The sequence below is a fragment of the Pseudomonas sp. JQ170C genome (assembly GCF_035581345.1).
Classification (GTDB): domain Bacteria; phylum Pseudomonadota; class Gammaproteobacteria; order Pseudomonadales; family Pseudomonadaceae; genus Aquipseudomonas.
This window is the reverse complement of sequence record NZ_CP141608.1, coordinates 2,975,087-2,991,264: the sequence shown is the minus strand read 5'-3', so window position 1 is coordinate 2,991,264 and position 16,178 is coordinate 2,975,087. Positions and strand designations below refer to the sequence as shown.

Here is a 16,178-nt window from a genome sequence, read left to right as displayed (position 1 = left end):
GGTCCGCTCACCGAGACTCATCCCACGCCGCCTCGACGAAGGCGGGTGCGATAAACATAACAACAGAGAGCAAATCATGTCATACAGCCCTGCCCCTGACCAAGGCCAAGACGACACCCGCAATGCGCTGTATCGGCGCATCACCCTGCGGTTGATTCCCTTCATTTTCATCTGCTACCTGTTCAACTACCTGGACCGGGTCAACGTTGGCTTTGCCAAGTTGCAGATGCTCGACGCACTGAAGTTCAGCGAAACCATCTACGGCCTCGGTGCCGGGATCTTCTTCATCGGCTACGTAGTGTGTGGCCTGCCCAGCAACCTGGCGCTCAACCGCTTCGGTCCGCGGCGCTGGATTGCATTGATGATGATCGCCTGGGGTACGTTGTCGACCTGCCTGCTGTTCGTCACCACGCCCATGGAGTTCTACGTGCTGCGCCTGTTTACCGGCGCTGCCGAAGCGGGCTTCTTCCCCGGTATCGTGCTGTACCTCTCGCGCTGGTTCCCGGCCACCCGCCGTGGGCGGATCATGGCGCTGTTCATGTCGGCGATCCCGGTTTCGGGCCTGTTGGGCGGGCCGTTCTCCGGCTGGATCCTCAACCACTTCGCCGCCGGTCAACATGGCCTGGCGGGCTGGCAGTGGATGTTCCTGATCCAGGGCCTGCCGACCGTGCTGCTGGGCTTCATGGCAGTGTTTCTGCTCAGCGACGGCTACGCCACCGCCAAGTGGCTGAGCCCGGCCGAGCGCGAGATCATCAAGCATGACCTGGCAGTCGATGCCGCCAGCAAACCGGTGACCACCAGCGACAGCCTGCTGTCGGTGTTCACCAACCCGATGATCTGGACGTTCGGCTTTGTGTACTTCTGCATCCAGAGTGGCGTGTATGCGATCAACTTCTGGCTGCCCTCGATCATCAAGAGCCTGGGCTTCAGCGATGCCCTGCTGATCGGCTGGCTGAGCGCCATTCCGTACCTGCTGGCCGGTGTGTTCATGTTGCTGGTGGGGCGTTCGGCGGACCTGCGCAACGAGCGCCGCTGGCACCTGGTGGTACCGATGCTGATGGGTGCCGTGGGCTTGCTGATTGCGGTCAACTTCGCCCATAGCCCGGTCATCGCCATCCTTGGCCTGAGCATCGCCACCATGGGCGCCCTCACCGGCCTGCCGATGTTCTGGCCGATGCCGACCGCCCTGCTCAGCGCAGGGACTGCGGTGGCAGGCCTGGCGCTCATCAACTCGGTGGGGCAGATGGCCGGCTTCCTGAGCCCTTACCTGGTGGGCTTCATCAAGGACCAGACCGGCTCTACCGATGCGGCGCTGTATTCGCTGGCGGGGTTGATCGTGGCGGGTAGCTTGGTGGCACTGCGGGTATCGCGCACGCGTACCGTCACCGCCGTGGCCGAACAAGCACGCTAACGGTGGGAGCGGGCTTGCCCCGCGAGAGGCCAGTGCAGCCAACATATTGATGGTTGTTTGTACCGGCTTCATCGCGGGGCAAGCCCGCTCCTACAGAATTGTGGTGGGCTTGCCCCGCGAGAGGCCGGTGCAGCCAATACGTTGACAGCTGTCTGTGCCGGCCTTATCGCGGGGCAAGCCCGCTCCTACGGGTTCGGCGGATTGCGCTTTTGATCCTGCAGGAAACTGTGTACAACAGAGCGCATCCAAACCGCCAAGGGATACGCGTTCATGATCTACCGTCCACTGGGCCGCAGCGGCCTGCAGGTATCCGCCCTGACCCTGGGCAGCATGATGTTCGGCGAACAGACCAGCACCGAAGATTCCCTGCTGATCATCGACAAGGCCTGGGACCAAGGCATCAACTTCATCGACACCGCCGATGTCTACAACGCCGGGCACAGCGAGGAAATCGTCGGTGAGGCGATCGCGCGCAACCGCCATGACTGGGTGCTGGCCAGCAAGGTCGGCTTCGGTGCCGCCGAGGGTATCCCGAACCGCACGGGCCTGAACCGCAAGCATATCTTCAATGCCATCGAGGCCAGCCTGACCCGCCTGGGCACCGACTACCTGGATATCTATTACCTGCACCGCGAAGACCACAACACGCCGCTGGAGGTTACCGTCACCGCCATGGGCGATCTGCTGCGCCAGGGCAAGATTCGTCACTGGGGTGTGTCGAACTTCCGTGGCTGGCGCATTGCCGAGATCTGCAACGTGGCCGAGCGCCTGGGCGTCGCCAAACCCGTGGTCAGCCAGCCGCTGTACAACATCGTCAATCGCCAGGCCGAACCCGAGCAGTTGCAGGCCGCGGCCTATCACGGCCTCGGTGTGGTGCCCTTCAGCCCCCTGGCCCGTGGCGTGCTCAGCGGCAAGTACGCACCCAACGCCGCACCCGATGCCAACAGCCGCGCCGGGCGCCAGGACAAACGCATCCTGGAAACCGAATGGCGCGCCGAGTCCCTGGCCATCGCCCAGAAGATCCACGCCTACACCCAGGAAAAGGGGGTGGGCATGGTCGAGTTCGCCATTGCCTGGGTCCTCAATAACCAACTGGTCAGCTCAGCCATCGTCGGCCCGCGCACCCAAGCCCAGTGGGACACCTACAGCGGTGCGCTGCAGGTGAAGATCAGCGCCGAAGACGAAGCCTTCATCGACGCACTGGTGACACCGGGCCACGCCTCCACCCACGGCTACAACGATGTCGCCCACTTCGTCAGCGGGCGCCTGCCGCGCTGAGTTCATTGCCGATCAGGTGGCTGATCGCGGCCTTGAGTTTCATCGGCCGCACGGGCTTGTGCAGCAAGGTGTGCCCCCGCTCGCGCACTTGCTGCTTGAGTTCATTGCTGTAGTTGGCGGTGATCATCAGGGCCGGTAGCGGTGTTCGACGCTGGGCGTTGATCGCCGCCACCGCGTCGATGCCGTTGCGCCCGCTGTCCAGGTGATAGTCGGCAATCAACAGGTCTGCCGCCGCCGTATTGATCGCCACTTGCCGGGCCAGGTCTTGCTCGCTCAGGGCGACCACCACTTCGCAGCCCCACTGTTCAAGCAATGTGGCCATGGCCGTGCAAATCGCCTTGTCGTTGTCCAGCACCCAGATCCGCGCCCCCTCCAGTCGCTCGCCCGGCGGCGCCAGCCGTGGCGCCGCGGGCAATGTGCGGTTGACCTGGCGGCTGCACGGCACCTCAAGGGAAAATACCGAGCCCTTGCCCGGCACCGAGCGCAATTGCAGGCGGTGGCCGAGAATCCCGGCAATTTTCTCGACAATGGCCAGGCCCAGCCCCAGGCCCCGGTCCTGATCCGGCCGTTGCACATCGCCGCGCTTGAACTCCTGGAAGATCTCTTCACGCTTGTCTTCGGCGATACCGATGCCGGTGTCCCAGACCTCGATCCATACCCGCCCGCCGCGCCGCCGGCATCCCAGCAGCACGCGGCCACTGGGGGTATAGCGGATGGCATTGCTCAGCAGGTTACGCAGGATCCGCGCCAGTAGCTGGATATCGCTGCGCACGAACAGGCTGCAGGGGCGATAGGCCAGGCGCAAACCCTCATTGCTGGCGGCGTGGGCATATTCGGTGGCCAGGTTGTCGAGCAAGTCGCCCACAGCGAAGGTGGCCAGGTCCGCCTTGATCACCCCGGCATCCAGTTTGGAGATGTCGACCAGGGTACCGAGCAGGCTTTCCACATCGTCCAGGGAATGGCTGACGCTGCGCACCAGCGCAGGGTTCGCACTTTGCTGTTCGAGCAAGGCACTGGTGAACAACCGCGCGGCGTTCAGCGGCTGCAGCAGGTCGTGGCTGACAGCGGCAAGAAACTTGGTCTTGGACAGGTTGGCCTGCTCGGCCTCCTGCTTGGCCCGGGTCAGTTCGGCGGTACGTTCGCGCACCCGCACTTCAAGGTTCTGGTAGGCCTGGTGCAGGGCTTCGGCGGTGCGCCGGCGCTCGGTGATGTCGCGGATCAGCACGAAGATGCCCACCACCTCGCCGCTGGCGGCGCGGTTGGGCACATAGGAGCGCAGCATGTAGCGCTCCTGGCCGTTGACGTGGGTCTCGGCGCACTCGAACGTCACGCTCTCCCCGCCCAGCGCCCGGGCAATGTAGCCTTCCAGGCGCTGGTAATGCTCGGGGCTGTGCACCTCGCGCAGGTTCTGGCCCAGCATCACCCCCCGCGGCCAGCAGTACCACTGCTCGTACACCTGGTTGGTGAACTCGTAGACCAGCTCGGCATTGAGGTAGGCAATCAGCGCCGGCACATGGTCGGTGATCAGGCGTATCCAGCGTTCGCTCTCGCTCAGCGCCTCGGCGTGCAGGTAGCGTTCGGTGATATCGGTGAAGGTGTTGACGAAGCCGCCGGTGGGCAGCGGATGCGTGCGAATCTCCAGCATGCGCCCGTCGTACAGGCGCTGCTCTCGCTCATGGATGCAGCGCCCGTTGTCGTCGCGGCTGTCGGGGGTCAACAAGGCCAGCTCGCTGTCGGCAATCACTTCGGCAAAGGGCCGATGGGCAGCGATCGGCGCCAGGCCGCTGAGTTCGAGAAATCGCCGGTTCCACAGCTCCAGTACGCCCTCGGCATTCACCATTGCCACGCCCTGGGACAGGTTGTCGACGGCGCGCTGCAGCAAGTGGGACTTTTGCGCCACCGCCTGCTCGCGGCGGCGGGTCTCGCTGTGCTTGAGTTCGGTGATATCGGTGAACAGCATGACCCGCCCGCCGTCGCGGGTCGGCCGTTCACTGACCTGCAACCAGCGCCCGCTGTGCAGGCGATAGACCCAGTGATCGTCGCTGGCGCCACGCTGCTCTTCGTTGAACAGTCCGGTACTGTGCATCAGGCGCTTGACCTCGGCCAGGCGCATGCCACTGATGATGCGGATGCGGCTGTTGGCCCAGAACGCCTTGAAGCGGCTGTTGAACAGCACAATGCGCAGGTCCGGATCAAACAGCACGAAGGCATCGGAAATGCTCTCGATGGCATCGACCAGGTGCTGGTGGGCGGTCTCGGCGCGCAACCGGGCATCGCTGAGCAAGTGGTTGCTGGCCTTGAGCTCGACCAGGGTCTGGTTCAGCGCATCGGTGCGCTCGCGCACCTGTTCGGCCAGTACCACCGAGTGCTGGAAGGCGGCGTAGGCGTCATCGGGGCGAGCCCCGGATTCCAGGCGCTCGATCAGGGCGGCGTTGATCCGCTGCAGTTTCCGGTTGGCGCCGCGCAGCGCCTCCAGCTCAAGGCTCGAGGCGCTGGCGTGGCCGTCCAATGGCGACGCCGGTGAAGGTCTGGTTGATGTGCGTGCCATTGAACTGTTCCCCATAGGAGTTGAAACCCAGCACCTGCTGGCTGCGCAAATAGGTACCGACGGCGGCCAGGTTGTCGCTGCCCTCAAGCTCCAGGCGGCGCAGAAAGCAGTCGCAACCGATGGTCACCAGCAAAGGCCCCAGGCGTTGCTGCAAGCCGTCGAAAAGGTGGTGCAAGTTCGCCAACATGGGCCCCGGGCGCATGGCGGTCAGCACGATGCCGTTCTCCACGGCGCAGTAAAAGCTCAAGCTGAGGTCGTCATGTACCTGCTGGATCGCCCGCACGTAGTAGCGCTGGTTGAGCCGGACCGCCAAGGGGTGAGCGGCGAAGATGCGGTGATCCAGCTCGTTCACCGGGATGCCGATCAAGCGGGCGTACTCCTCGGCCGCAGGCTCGGCGTTGAGCTCGTGCACGCGGCGCAACTGGCGATCGGCCCGGGTGACGACCAGCTTCTCGTCCCGTGGTTCGAGGTGGTGGGTGGTGAAAACTTCAAAGTCCAGCCCGGTGTTGACCAGCAACACCACCGCCGCGCCACTGTGGAAGGCGCCCTCGAAGTACACGTGGGTATGGCTCAACTGATTGTCGTCACCGGCCGAGCCACCGAAATGCGGTATATCGCCCAGGGCTGCGCTCAGGGCCGCGAGCACGGTTTCCTCGCGACTGGAAAGCCCGTCGAGCAGCGTCAGGGCAAAACTGTGGCCCTTGATCGGTGCCAGGCTATTGCTGCGACACCCGCTCACCAGACGCTCGACCATCGCCTGGGCCTGGAACAGGCTGAACTGCTCCATGGCATCGATGCGTTCGGCGGCGATGGAAAACTGCCGGTGATCGAACCCCAGGGCGGTCACGCAGCCCCGGCCGTAGCCCTGGGGAGTGATTTCACCGGCGCTGGTGCAGCCAGCCAGGCGAATACCGCCGAAGCCTTGCTGCAATGCCACGGCCAGGGCCGGCAGGTCGTAACTGGCCGAGCAAAAGAACAAGACAAACCCCAGGTGCGGGTGCAGCAACTGAGTGGCCAGTTCCTGGGCCACTTGCTCGGCATCGCTTGCGCGCGAGACGGCGCTGATGACGCCTTCGCTGGAAAATGACTGCATGACGACGGGCTCCGCCCTGGACGATGCAGGCAGTCTAGGGCGGCGTGGGGGTGGGCCGAATGCTACTTGGGTAGTGGGTCGGGGTGTCGTTGGTTGTATGTGACGGGGCGGCGACTGCTGCGCAGCGGTCATGGTCCTGTGGGAGCGGGCTTGCCCCGCGACAGGCCGGTACAGCCAGTAATGTCGGTGTTGTCTGCACGATTGATCGCGGGGTAAGCCCGCTCCTACCGCCGCTGGCAATAGCCTGCGATCGGCCAGTGTGAGCGGGCTCGCCCCGCGAGAGGCCGGTACAGCCAGCAACATGGGTATTGCCTGAACGATTGATCGCGGGGCAAGCCCGCTCCTACCGAATCGCGCAGCAGTCGCCTGCCACGCATTACGACCGCTGCGCGGCCGATCGCAGGCTGTCGCCAGCGGCTACAGGGCCTGTGGGAGCGGGCTTGCCCCGCGAGAGGCCGGTACAGCCAGCAATATCGGTGTTGTCTGCACAATTGATCGTGGGGCAAGCCCGCTCCTACCGCCGCTGGCGACAGCCTGCGCAGCGGTCGTGGTTCGTGCTACCAGGTCAGCACCGCCCCCAGCGCCAGGGTATCGGTGTCTTCGTTCTGCGCATCTCCCTCGTGCCCATCGATCTCGAACTGGTTGTACTCGGCCACCAGCTTGAGGTTGTCATTGATGTCATGAAACAGCGCAATCCCCCGCGTCTCGTAATCGGCCCCGGTGTTCACCGCTCCATTGCCGTCATCCTTGGTCCGGCCATAGGACAACGCCAGGCGGTTCTTGCCGAACCGGTACGAGCCCTGCACCAGGTAACCGGTGCTGTCGACTTCGCGCAAGGTCGCCTCCCCGGCGTTGTTGGTAAAGAACGGGTTGATGCCCTTGGCGGTAAACCCTGAGCCGGTCAGCGAGAACGCTCCCATTTTGGCCTGCACGCCATAGCCCACGCCCTTGGAGGTGACCGAGTCGACGTTGTTGTCGGTGTTGTCCGAAGTCTGGTAGCTGCCGTTGAGCCAGCTGTAGATCTGCGCGCCACCCAGGTCGAACTGGTAGGTGATCTCACTCTCGGTGCGCGGGTTCTCCTGGTAGGCCTTGCCCACCGCGCTGTCGTCATTGGTGTCGACCGGGTCCATGATCCCCACCGCGACCCGCAAACCTTCCATCAAGGGGGTGCGGTAGGTGATCTGCGAGGTGGGGAATGGGTAGGGGTAGCCGCTGCCGATGTTGCCGAACGACACCCCGCCGCCGTCCACCAGCCCCAGGGTGTCGCTGACCTGGCCGTAGCCCGCCAGCAGTTCGTCGAGCAGGATGTTGGAGCGGGCGAACAGGCCGAAGTCCTTGCCGATCAGCACTTCACCCCACTCGGGGTTGGCCACGGTGCCATAGAACTGACGCACATCGATGGCCGTGTCGGTGCCGTTGGTTTCACTGTCGTTGATGGTCACCCAGAACGAGGCGCGGCCACCCAGTTTCAAAGTATCGGCCTGACGGGTCATGTTGAAGCCCAGGGTGTTGGGCAAGAAGCCCATCTTCACCCGCGACTGACGCCGGTCGTACTGCTCGCCGGCGCGGTCGATGTCGCTGTTGACGTAGAAGGCGTTGATGTAGCCATCGGTGGAAAAGGTGGTCTGGTCCTTGTCGTAGAGCATGATGTCGGCACAGGCCAAGGGGCTCAAGGTCAGGGCAGACAGGCTGGCAAGCAAGGGCAGGATACGGCGATGGGCATTGTTATTGTTGTGCATGACGCGCTCCGCAATCGGGGGTGACTGATTCGGAGGCGATTATCGAAAGGCCAGCACGCGGCCCATACGCTGCCTTGGCGGCAAGCGCCTGCTGCTTTGGCGCAGGCAGGTAGAGGGGTGGCAAGGGGAACTACTCCCCCCTTCCAGCGTGTCACAAGGCTAAAGTGGCAACACCCGACCCGGAAGGCGCACTGGCATGCAAAAATGCAGCGGCCAATTGCAGTTTTACGAATTGTAATAGGCAAATTTGCACTGTTAGGATCCCCTGATCCTCGAGCGCTTACCCAGATCGTGATATTTCACGTGGAAAATCAATAACAAAGCAGGGAGACAGCGATGACCGCGCACGTTCAACCGCCAACCGACGCGCCGATTCTGGCCCAGGTCCGCAACCATATCGGTCACTTGACCCTCAACCGCCCCGCCGGCCTCAACGCCCTGACCCTGGACATGGTGCGCCAGCTGCAGCAGCAGCTCGACGCCTGGGCAGCCGACCCGCAAGTGCATGCGGTGGTCCTGCGTGGCGAAGGCCCCAAAGGCTTCTGTGCAGGGGGCGACATCCGTTCGCTGTATGAAAGCTACAAGGCCGGCGACAGCCTGCACCGCGATTTCTTCGTCGAGGAATATGCCCTCGACCTGTGCATCCACCACTATCGCAAGCCGATCCTGGCGCTGATGGACGGCTTCACCCTCGGCGGTGGCATGGGCCTGGCCCAGGGCGCCGAACTGCGCGTGGTCACCGAGCGCAGCCGCCTGGCGATGCCGGAAGTGGGCATCGGCTACTTCCCCGACGTGGGCGGCAGTTACTTCCTGTCCCGCGTGCCCGGCGAACTGGGCACCTACCTGGGCGTCACGGGGGTGCAGATCGGCGCCGCCGATGCGCTGTACTGTGGCCTGGCCGACTGGTACCTGGACAGCAGCAAGCTGAGCCTGCTGGATGAGCGCCTCGATGCCCTGAGCTTTGGCGACCACCCGCTCAAAGACCTGCAAGGCGTGCTGGCCAAGCTCGGCACCCAGACCCTGGACGATGCACCGCTGGCCACGCTGCGCCCGGCCATCGATCACTTCTTCGCCCTGGCCGATGTCGGCAGTATCGTGGAGCAACTGCGGGCCGTGACCGTGGCCGACAGCCACGAATGGGCAATCAAGACCGCCGACCTGCTGGACACCCGCTCACCGCTGGCCATGGCCGTGACCCTGGAAATGCTGCGCCGCGGCCGTGACCTGAGCCTGGAAGACTGCTTTGCCATGGAGCTGCACCTGGACCAGCAATGGTTCGATCACGGCGACCTGATCGAAGGCGTGCGGGCGCTGATCATCGACAAGGACAAACAACCGCGCTGGAATCCCGCCGCCCTCGCCGACCTCAACCGTTCGCGCGTGAACCAATTCTTCGAAGGCCTGTAAGGCCTGGAGTACGCAGATGCAAGACCTGGAACTGAGCGAAGAACAGATCATGATCCGCGACATGGCCCGCGATTTTGCCCGTGGCGAAATCGCGCCCCATGCCCAGGCCTGGGAAAAGGCCGGCTGGATCGATGACAACGTGGTCAAGAAAATGGGCGAGCTTGGCTTGCTCGGCATGGTCGTCCCCGAGCAATGGGGTGGCAGCTACACCGACTATGTCGCCTACGCCCTGGCCGTTGAAGAGATCGCCGCCGGCGATGGCGCCACCGGTGCCTTGATGAGCATCCACAACTCGGTCGGCTGCGGCCCCCTGCTCGCCTACGGCAACGCCGAACAGCAGCAGACCTGGCTCGAGCGCCTGGCCAGTGGTGAGGTGATCGGCTGCTTCTGCCTGACCGAACCCCAGGCCGGCTCCGAGGCGCACAACCTGCGCACCCGTGCCGAGCTGCAGGGTGATCACTGGGTCATCAATGGTGCCAAGCAGTTTGTCAGCAACGCCCGGCGTGCAGGCCTTGCCATCGTCTTTGCCGTCACCGACCCGGACCTGGGCAAGAAAGGCATCTCGGCGTTCCTGGTGCCCACCGACAACGAAGGCTTCGTGGTCGATCGCAGCGAACACAAGATGGGCATCCGCGCCTCGGACACCTGCGCGGTCACGTTGAACAACTGCCGCATTCCCGCCGCCAACATGCTCGGTGAGCGCGGCAAAGGCCTGGCGATTGCCCTCTCCAACCTCGAAGGCGGTCGCATCGGCATCGCCGCCCAGGCCCTGGGCATCGCCCGCGCCGCGTTTGAAGCAGCCCTGGTGTACTCCCGTGACCGCATACAGTTCGGCAAGCCGATCAATGAGCACCAGAGCATCGCCAACCTGCTCGCCGACATGCAGGTGCAGATCAACGCTGCGCGCCTGCTGATCCTGCATGCCGCACGCCTGCGCAGCGCCGGCAAACCGTGCCTGAGCGAAGCCTCGCAAGCCAAGCTGTTCGCCTCGGAGATGGCCGAACGGGTCTGCTCCAAGGCGATCCAGGTGCATGGCGGGTATGGGTATCTGGAGGACTATCCGGTCGAGCGCTACTACCGCGATGCGCGGATCACCCAGATCTACGAAGGCTCCAGCGAAATCCAGCGCATGCTGATTGCCCGGGAGCTCAAGCACTACACCCTGTAATGGCCTCTCGCGGGGCAAGCCCGCTCCTACTGGCCCGGAACCACGACCGCTTCGCGGTCGTGCGCAGGCTATGGCCAGCGGCGGGTAGGAGCGGGCTTGCCCCGCGAAGCGATCTGACTGACAGATAACGACCGCAGCGTCACGCCACGACGGCAGGCATGCAACGGTTGTGGTTCAGGCGGCAGCTTCAGCGGCCTTTCGCGGGGCGAGCCCGCTCCTACGGGGGTCACTCATCCATGTGCATGGTATCCAGGTAACTGCGCACGGCCCACAGCGCTTCCTGGCTCAGGTAGTCCGCCATCTTGGGCATGTACACCCGACCGTCGCGCACCGCGCCATTGCGCACCCGCTCCACAAACCACTCATCGCCCGCCGCACCCTCATCGAGCAAACGCAGGTCCGGTGCGATGCCCCCCGACTTGGCTTCCAGGCCATGGCAGGCCGCGCAGTTCTGGTTGTAGGCCGATGCGCCAATCGAGACTGCCTCGTCGTGATCCTTGCTGTTGCGGTAGGGGTTTTCCGCTCGCCACTCTTCACCAAGCTTTTCAAGGTTGCCGATGTTGACTGCCGTCGGCGTGACGTTGCCATGGGCGAACACCGCCGCACTGCTAATCAGGCTGCCCACCACCATCAGGCTCAACCAGGCGTTTTTTGCTGTTGTCATTGTTCTGCCCTCGACTGCTGTTTGCACGCGTACACCTCTCGACTGAAAGGTTGCTCGCCAGCTTAGGCAGCCACCGCCTACCGCCCCATGCTGCTTTGGGGGCCGCGCTCTACTCCCTTGGTCGTAGCGCTTGCGGAGCAGTGCCAAATCACAGGTGGTTTGGGAAGTTTTCCCGCAAAGGGCGGGAGTTTTTCCGTATCAAGCCGTGCAGGGAAATCCCAGGCTAGAAGGGCCAAAACCTTCATTGGGAACTCCAACCATGACAATAAGATCGTTACCCGCCTCGCTTAAGCCTCTGACTGCCGCCGTGCATGCCGTGTTGCTGATGGGCAGCCTGGCCCTGACCGCACCCGCCTTCGCCAAGCCGGTGAGCTGGGATGACATCGCCGATGACCACAAGAGCACCGGCAACGTGCTGCAGTACGGCATGGGCACCAACGCCCAGCGCTGGAGCCCGTTGGCCCAGGTCAACGACAAGAACGTGTTCAAGCTCACCCCGGCCTGGTCGTACTCCTTTGGCGACGAAAAGCAGCGCGGCCAGGAGTCCCAGGCCATCGTCAACGACGGGGTGATCTACGTCACCGGCTCCTACTCGCGTGTCTTCGCCCTCGACGCCAAGACCGGCAAGCGCCTGTGGACCTACAACCATCGCCTGCCCGACAACATTCGCCCTTGCTGCGACGTGGTCAACCGCGGCGCGGCGATCTTCGGCGACAAGATTTTCTTCGGCACCCTCGATGCCCAGCTCGTGGCCCTGAACAAGGACACCGGCAAGGTCGTGTGGAAGAAGAAATTCGGCGACCACAGCGCCGGCTACACCATGACCGGCGCCCCGACCCTGGTCAAAGACCAGAAGAGCGGCAAGGTGCTGCTGATTCACGGCAGCTCCGGTGACGAATTCGGCGTGGTCGGTCAGTTGTATGCCCGCGACCCCGAGACCGGTGAAGAAGTGTGGATGCGGCCGTTTGTCGAAGGCCACATGGGCCGCCTGAACGGCAAGGACAGCACCCCGACCGGTGACGTCAAGGCGCCGTCCTGGCCCGATGACCCGAACACCGAGACCGGCAAGGTCGAAGCCTGGAGCCACGGCGGTGGCGCACCCTGGCAGAGCGCAAGCTTCGATGCCGAGACCAACACCATCATCGTCGGCGCCGGCAACCCGGGGCCGTGGAACACCTGGGCGCGGACCTCCAAGGACGGCAACCCCCACGACTATGACAGCCTCTACACCTCTGGCCAGGTCGGCGTAGACCCCACCACCGGCGAAGTGAAGTGGTTCTACCAGCACACGCCGAACGATGCATGGGACTTCTCCGGCAACAACGAGCTGGTGCTGTTCGACTACAAGGACAAGGACGGCAAGCAGTACAAGGCCACCGCCCACGCCGACCGCAACGGCTTCTTCTATGTGGTCGACCGCACCAACGGCAAGCTCAAGAACGCCTTCCCGTTCGCCGACAACATCACCTGGGCCAGCCATATCGACCTGAAGACCGGACGCCCGGTCGAGAACCCGGGGCAGCGTCCGGCCAAGCCCGAGCCTGGCCAGACCAAAGGCAAGCCGGTGGAAGTCTCGCCGCCATTCCTGGGCGGCAAGAACTGGAACCCGATGGCCTACAGCCAGGACACCGGTCTGTTCTACGTGCCGTCCAACCAGTGGAAAGAGGAGTACTGGACCGAGGAGGTCAACTACAAGAAAGGCTCGGCCTACCTGGGCATGGGTTTCCGGATCAAGCGCATGTATGAGGACCACGTAGGTTCGCTGCGCGCGATGGACCCGACCACCGGCAAGATGGTCTGGGAGCACAAGGAGCGTCTGCCACTGTGGGCCGGGGTACTGGCGACCAAGGGCAACCTGGTGTTCACCGGTACCGGTGACGGCTACTTCAAGGCCTTCGACGCCAAGACGGGCAAGGAGCTGTGGAAATTCCAGACCGGCAGCGGCATCGTCTCGCCACCGATCACCTGGGAGCAGGACGGTGAGCAATACATCGGCGTGACCGTGGGCTACGGCGGTGCGGTACCCCTGTGGGGTGGCGACATGGCCGAGCTGACCAAGCCGGTGGCCCAAGGTGGTTCGTTCTGGGTGTTCAAGATCCCGGCCTGGGATACCAAGACAGCTCAGCGTTAAGCCAGTAGGAGCGGGCTTGTCCCGCGATAGCGATCTACCTGACACACCGCTATCGCGGGGCAAGCCCGCTCCCACAACAGGCCCGCTCCTACCCCTCAAGGAGATTGTTATGAACTACGTGCCCCTACTGCTCACCCTGGCCCTGGCCCCCGCCTTCGCCGATGACGATGCCCAGCCGCGCATCAACGGCTGCCTCATTGCCCCCGAAAGCCAGTGCCCCAACGCCGACCTGCGTGGCGCCGACCTGAGCAACCAGGACCTGCGCAAGATCAACCTGGCCGGTGCCGACCTGCGCGGGGCCAACCTGCGCCATGCCCGCCTGGACCTGGCCAACCTGGAAAAAGCCAACCTGCAAGGCGCCAACCTCACCCGCGCCAGCCTGCAGCAAAGCAACCTGCGCCTGGCCAACCTGCAAGGCGCCACGCTGATTGCGGTGCAAAGCTGGGGCATGTTCGCCCAGGGCGCCAACTTCAGCGACGCCAACCTGAGTGCGGCCTACCTGGAATTTGCCCGGCTCTCCGGGGCCACGCTGCACAACAGCAACCTGCAAGCGGCCGACCTTGAAATGACCTGGCTGAGCAAGGCCGACCTCAAGGGCGCAAGCCTGGCCGATGCCAACCTCCAGGAAGCCAAGCTGGGTGCAAGCAACCTGGAACGTGCCGACCTGCGGGGCAGCCGCCAGCACTACGCCAACTTCCAGGACAGCAACATGGAGGGCTGCCAGGGCTGCCCGGACACCTGGAACTAAGCCGCTACCCGCAACAGCCCGACCTCGATGGCCAGGTGCACCATTTCGGCCTGGGAACTGACCTGCAGCTTGCTCTTGAGCAGGGTCAGGTAGTTGGACACGGTCTTGCTGCTCAGGCACAGCTGTTGCGCGATCAAGCGGTTCGAGCTGCCTTTGGCCAGCATCAGGAAAATCTCGATTTCCCGCTGGCTCAGGCCCTGCAACCGCGCATGCACGCCCTGCCCGCCATGGGCCTGCAAGGCCAGGGCGGTAGCCAGGGTCTGCTCGATATAGGCATGCCCGCACAGCACCCGCCGCACCGCCTCAAGCAGTACTCCGGGCTCGACGTTCTTGGAGAGAAAACCGCACGCACCAGCATCCATTGCCTGGCGCACCAGGCCCAGTTCGGTGTGTTCACTGAAGAACAGCACCCGCAGTTGCGGCAAGCGCAGGCGCAGGCGCCGGGTGGTTTCAAGGCCACTGATGCCGGGCAGGTCGAAGTCCATGATGACCAGCCCCGGCAGTTGTTCGCCGACTTTGATCAGGGCCTCTTCACCGCTTCCCGCCTCGATGATTGCAAGCCCTTCCAGGCCCTGCTCCAGCACCCGGGCCACACCCAGGCGCAGCATGGGGTGATCATCGACCAGCAATATGGCCATGGCAGGGTTCCTTGTCCGGCGGTTGTTCACGCCCATGCTAGAGCCAGGCCCTGCCCAGGCGCCTACTACTTTGGTACTGTTTTGCTTGTCGATGGTCGCATTTCCAAAGCGTTGCGCCTGGCCTGTAATGTAGGGGTGCAGCGACAACCACAACAATAAGGTGCAAAGCCATGTACAAGATTCTGATCGCCGACGACCACCCGTTGTTTCGCGAAGCCATCCACAACGTCATCAGTGATGGTTTTCCCGGCAGCGAAGTGATGGAAACCGCCGACCTGGACAGTGCCCTGGCCTTGACCGGGGAACACGACGACCTGGATCTGATCCTGCTGGACCTGAACATGCCCGGCATGCATGGCCTGGGCGGGTTGATCAACCTGCGCAACGAGGCACCGACCATTCCGGTGGTGATCGTCTCGGCCGAACAGGACAAGCAGATCGTGCTGCAGGCCATCACCTATGGCGCTGTGGGCTTTATCACCAAATCCTCGCCGCGCTCGCAGATGACCGAGGCCATCGAGCAGATCCTCAATGGCAACGTCTACTTGCCACCCGACATCATCCGCACGCAAAAGGCCGGCACCCGGCGCAACCACAGCGAGCACCCGGGCTTTGCCCCAGAGCTGCTGCAGGCCCTGACCCGCAAGCAACTGCTGGTGCTCGAACGCATGACCAAGGGGGAGTCGAACAAGCAGATCGCCTACAACCTGGACATCGCCGAAACCACGGTCAAGGCGCATGTGTCGGCGATCTTGCGCAAGCTCAATGTGCACAACCGCGTGCAGGCGATCCTCAGCGCCGGCGATATCGACTTCACCGCCTACCTGCGACGATAGTCGTGATAAATCGTGCAGATGGAAATTAGCCATTGAAACCGCGCCGGCGCCTGAAGTAAGCTCAGGCCCATCAACTGGAGAGTCCCATGTCGCAGTCCACCCTCACTCACGCACACAACACCGGTCGCCTGTCGCGCCCTGTGCTGGCTGCTGCCGAGTGCGCGACGGCCGCTCCCGCTGCGTTTTATTTTGGGTATTGGTTTAGCCACAGGCGCCGCTGATACCCACACCGGCGCCCACTTTCAAGGGGCCGCCGAATACGAGAATACTCAAACCCCCGGTCGGCCCCTCCGATCGGGGGTTTTGTTTTTCAAGCCCCCACGCAACCGAACAGATACTGAGGATTACCCCATGAACTACGCCACCTACCACCTTTACCCAAGCTTTACCGCCTGGCGATTTAGCCAATCCCGTTCGGGCCAGTCTGCCGCCTCCGATCGGTCACTTGTTGGTGGCACCGAAACACATGACGCCAATCAGGCCAACTGTCGAACACCTCGATAGGGCCGACAGCGCG

At 63.5% G+C, this 16,178-nt stretch carries 12 protein-coding genes; 7 read left to right on the top strand and 5 right to left on the bottom strand.

Features of this window, described 5'->3' with window-relative positions:
- Nucleotides 1–76 precede the first annotated feature (76 nt).
- Nucleotides 77–1,411: an MFS transporter gene (locus U9R80_RS13805; protein WP_301837720.1), complete on the top strand. Its 1,335-nt coding sequence runs from the start codon at nucleotides 77–79 to the stop codon at nucleotides 1,409–1,411.
- A 270-nt stretch (nucleotides 1,412–1,681) separates the two neighbouring features.
- Complete coding sequence (locus U9R80_RS13800; RefSeq protein WP_301837722.1) at nucleotides 1,682–2,689, top strand: aldo/keto reductase; 1,008 nt, start codon at nucleotides 1,682–1,684, stop codon at nucleotides 2,687–2,689.
- Here the strand turns inward: U9R80_RS13800 and nahK are convergent.
- The 3 genes from nahK to U9R80_RS13785 all read right to left on the bottom strand — a co-directional run bounded on the left by nahK (nucleotide 2,667) and on the right by U9R80_RS13785 (nucleotide 8,069).
- Nucleotides 2,667–5,237 (bottom strand): hybrid sensor histidine kinase/response regulator NahK/ErcS', encoded by a 2,571-nt coding sequence (gene nahK / locus U9R80_RS13795; protein ID WP_301837723.1) that lies wholly within the window; start codon nucleotides 5,235–5,237, stop codon nucleotides 2,667–2,669. The two genes, U9R80_RS13800 and nahK, sit on opposite strands and share 23 nt — an antisense overlap.
- Nucleotides 5,167–6,330 carry a nitric oxide-sensing protein NosP gene (gene nosP, locus U9R80_RS13790; protein ID WP_301837724.1) on the bottom strand — a complete coding sequence of 388 codons (1,164 nt, stop codon included), beginning with the start codon at nucleotides 6,328–6,330 and terminating at the stop codon, nucleotides 5,167–5,169. Before nosP ends, nahK begins: the two co-directional genes overlap by 71 nt.
- 557 nt (nucleotides 6,331–6,887) lie before the next feature.
- On the bottom strand, nucleotides 6,888–8,069 hold the full coding sequence (locus U9R80_RS13785) for a porin (RefSeq protein WP_301837725.1): 1,182 nt from the start codon (nucleotides 8,067–8,069) through the stop codon (nucleotides 6,888–6,890).
- A 336-nt stretch (nucleotides 8,070–8,405) separates the two neighbouring features.
- On the opposite strand from U9R80_RS13785, the gene U9R80_RS13780 reads away from it, so the two are divergent.
- Both U9R80_RS13780 and U9R80_RS13775 read left to right on the top strand, forming a co-directional pair.
- Nucleotides 8,406–9,476, top strand: a complete 1,071-nt coding sequence (locus U9R80_RS13780) for an enoyl-CoA hydratase/isomerase family protein (protein ID WP_301837726.1) — start codon at nucleotides 8,406–8,408, stop codon at nucleotides 9,474–9,476.
- 16 nt (nucleotides 9,477–9,492) lie between these two features.
- Nucleotides 9,493–10,644, top strand: coding sequence for an acyl-CoA dehydrogenase family protein (locus U9R80_RS13775; protein ID WP_301837728.1), 1,152 nt, complete (start codon nucleotides 9,493–9,495; stop codon nucleotides 10,642–10,644).
- A gap of 226 nt (nucleotides 10,645–10,870) precedes the next feature.
- On the opposite strand, the gene pedF is transcribed toward U9R80_RS13775, so the two are convergent.
- Nucleotides 10,871–11,308 carry a cytochrome c-550 PedF gene (gene pedF, locus U9R80_RS13770; RefSeq protein ID WP_301837729.1) on the bottom strand — a complete coding sequence of 146 codons (438 nt, stop codon included), beginning with the start codon at nucleotides 11,306–11,308 and terminating at the stop codon, nucleotides 10,871–10,873.
- Nucleotides 11,309–11,633: 325 nt separating this feature from the next.
- On the opposite strand from pedF, the gene exaA reads away from it, so the two are divergent.
- Both exaA and U9R80_RS13760 read left to right on the top strand, forming a co-directional pair.
- Nucleotides 11,634–13,439, top strand: coding sequence for a quinoprotein ethanol dehydrogenase (gene exaA, locus U9R80_RS13765; RefSeq protein WP_301837999.1), 1,806 nt, complete (start codon nucleotides 11,634–11,636; stop codon nucleotides 13,437–13,439).
- A 109-nt stretch (nucleotides 13,440–13,548) separates the two neighbouring features.
- Nucleotides 13,549–14,187 carry a pentapeptide repeat-containing protein gene (locus U9R80_RS13760; protein ID WP_301837731.1) on the top strand — a complete coding sequence of 213 codons (639 nt, stop codon included), beginning with the start codon at nucleotides 13,549–13,551 and terminating at the stop codon, nucleotides 14,185–14,187.
- Here U9R80_RS13760 and U9R80_RS13755 read toward each other — a convergent pair.
- Nucleotides 14,184–14,825, bottom strand: a complete 642-nt coding sequence (locus U9R80_RS13755; protein WP_301837732.1) for a response regulator — start codon at nucleotides 14,823–14,825, stop codon at nucleotides 14,184–14,186. The two genes, U9R80_RS13760 and U9R80_RS13755, sit on opposite strands and share 4 nt — an antisense overlap.
- A 170-nt stretch (nucleotides 14,826–14,995) precedes the next feature.
- Between U9R80_RS13755 and U9R80_RS13750 the strand changes: the two genes are divergently transcribed.
- Nucleotides 14,996–15,661 carry a response regulator transcription factor gene (locus U9R80_RS13750; protein WP_301837733.1) on the top strand — a complete coding sequence of 222 codons (666 nt, stop codon included), beginning with the start codon at nucleotides 14,996–14,998 and terminating at the stop codon, nucleotides 15,659–15,661.
- The last annotated feature ends 517 nt before the right edge of the window (nucleotides 15,662–16,178 follow it).

Excerpts from the sequence above, each read along its gene's own strand:
- U9R80_RS13805 (WP_301837720.1), top strand. The coding sequence starts at position 77 with ATGTCATACAGCCCTGCCCCTGACCAAGGCCAAGACGACACCCGCAAT.
- U9R80_RS13800 (WP_301837722.1), top strand. The coding sequence starts at position 1,682 with ATGATCTACCGTCCACTGGGCCGCAGCGGCCTGCAGGTATCCGCCCTG.
- nahK (WP_301837723.1), bottom strand. The coding sequence starts at position 5,237 with ATGGCACGCACATCAACCAGACCTTCACCGGCGTCGCCATTGGACGGC.
- nosP (WP_301837724.1), bottom strand. The coding sequence starts at position 6,330 with ATGCAGTCATTTTCCAGCGAAGGCGTCATCAGCGCCGTCTCGCGCGCA.
- U9R80_RS13785 (WP_301837725.1), bottom strand. The coding sequence starts at position 8,069 with ATGCACAACAATAACAATGCCCATCGCCGTATCCTGCCCTTGCTTGCC.
- U9R80_RS13780 (WP_301837726.1), top strand. The coding sequence starts at position 8,406 with ATGACCGCGCACGTTCAACCGCCAACCGACGCGCCGATTCTGGCCCAG.
- U9R80_RS13775 (WP_301837728.1), top strand. The coding sequence starts at position 9,493 with ATGCAAGACCTGGAACTGAGCGAAGAACAGATCATGATCCGCGACATG.
- pedF (WP_301837729.1), bottom strand. The coding sequence starts at position 11,308 with ATGACAACAGCAAAAAACGCCTGGTTGAGCCTGATGGTGGTGGGCAGC.
- exaA (WP_301837999.1), top strand. The coding sequence starts at position 11,634 with ATGGGCAGCCTGGCCCTGACCGCACCCGCCTTCGCCAAGCCGGTGAGC.
- U9R80_RS13760 (WP_301837731.1), top strand. The coding sequence starts at position 13,549 with ATGAACTACGTGCCCCTACTGCTCACCCTGGCCCTGGCCCCCGCCTTC.
- U9R80_RS13755 (WP_301837732.1), bottom strand. The coding sequence starts at position 14,825 with ATGGCCATATTGCTGGTCGATGATCACCCCATGCTGCGCCTGGGTGTG.
- U9R80_RS13750 (WP_301837733.1), top strand. The coding sequence starts at position 14,996 with ATGTACAAGATTCTGATCGCCGACGACCACCCGTTGTTTCGCGAAGCC.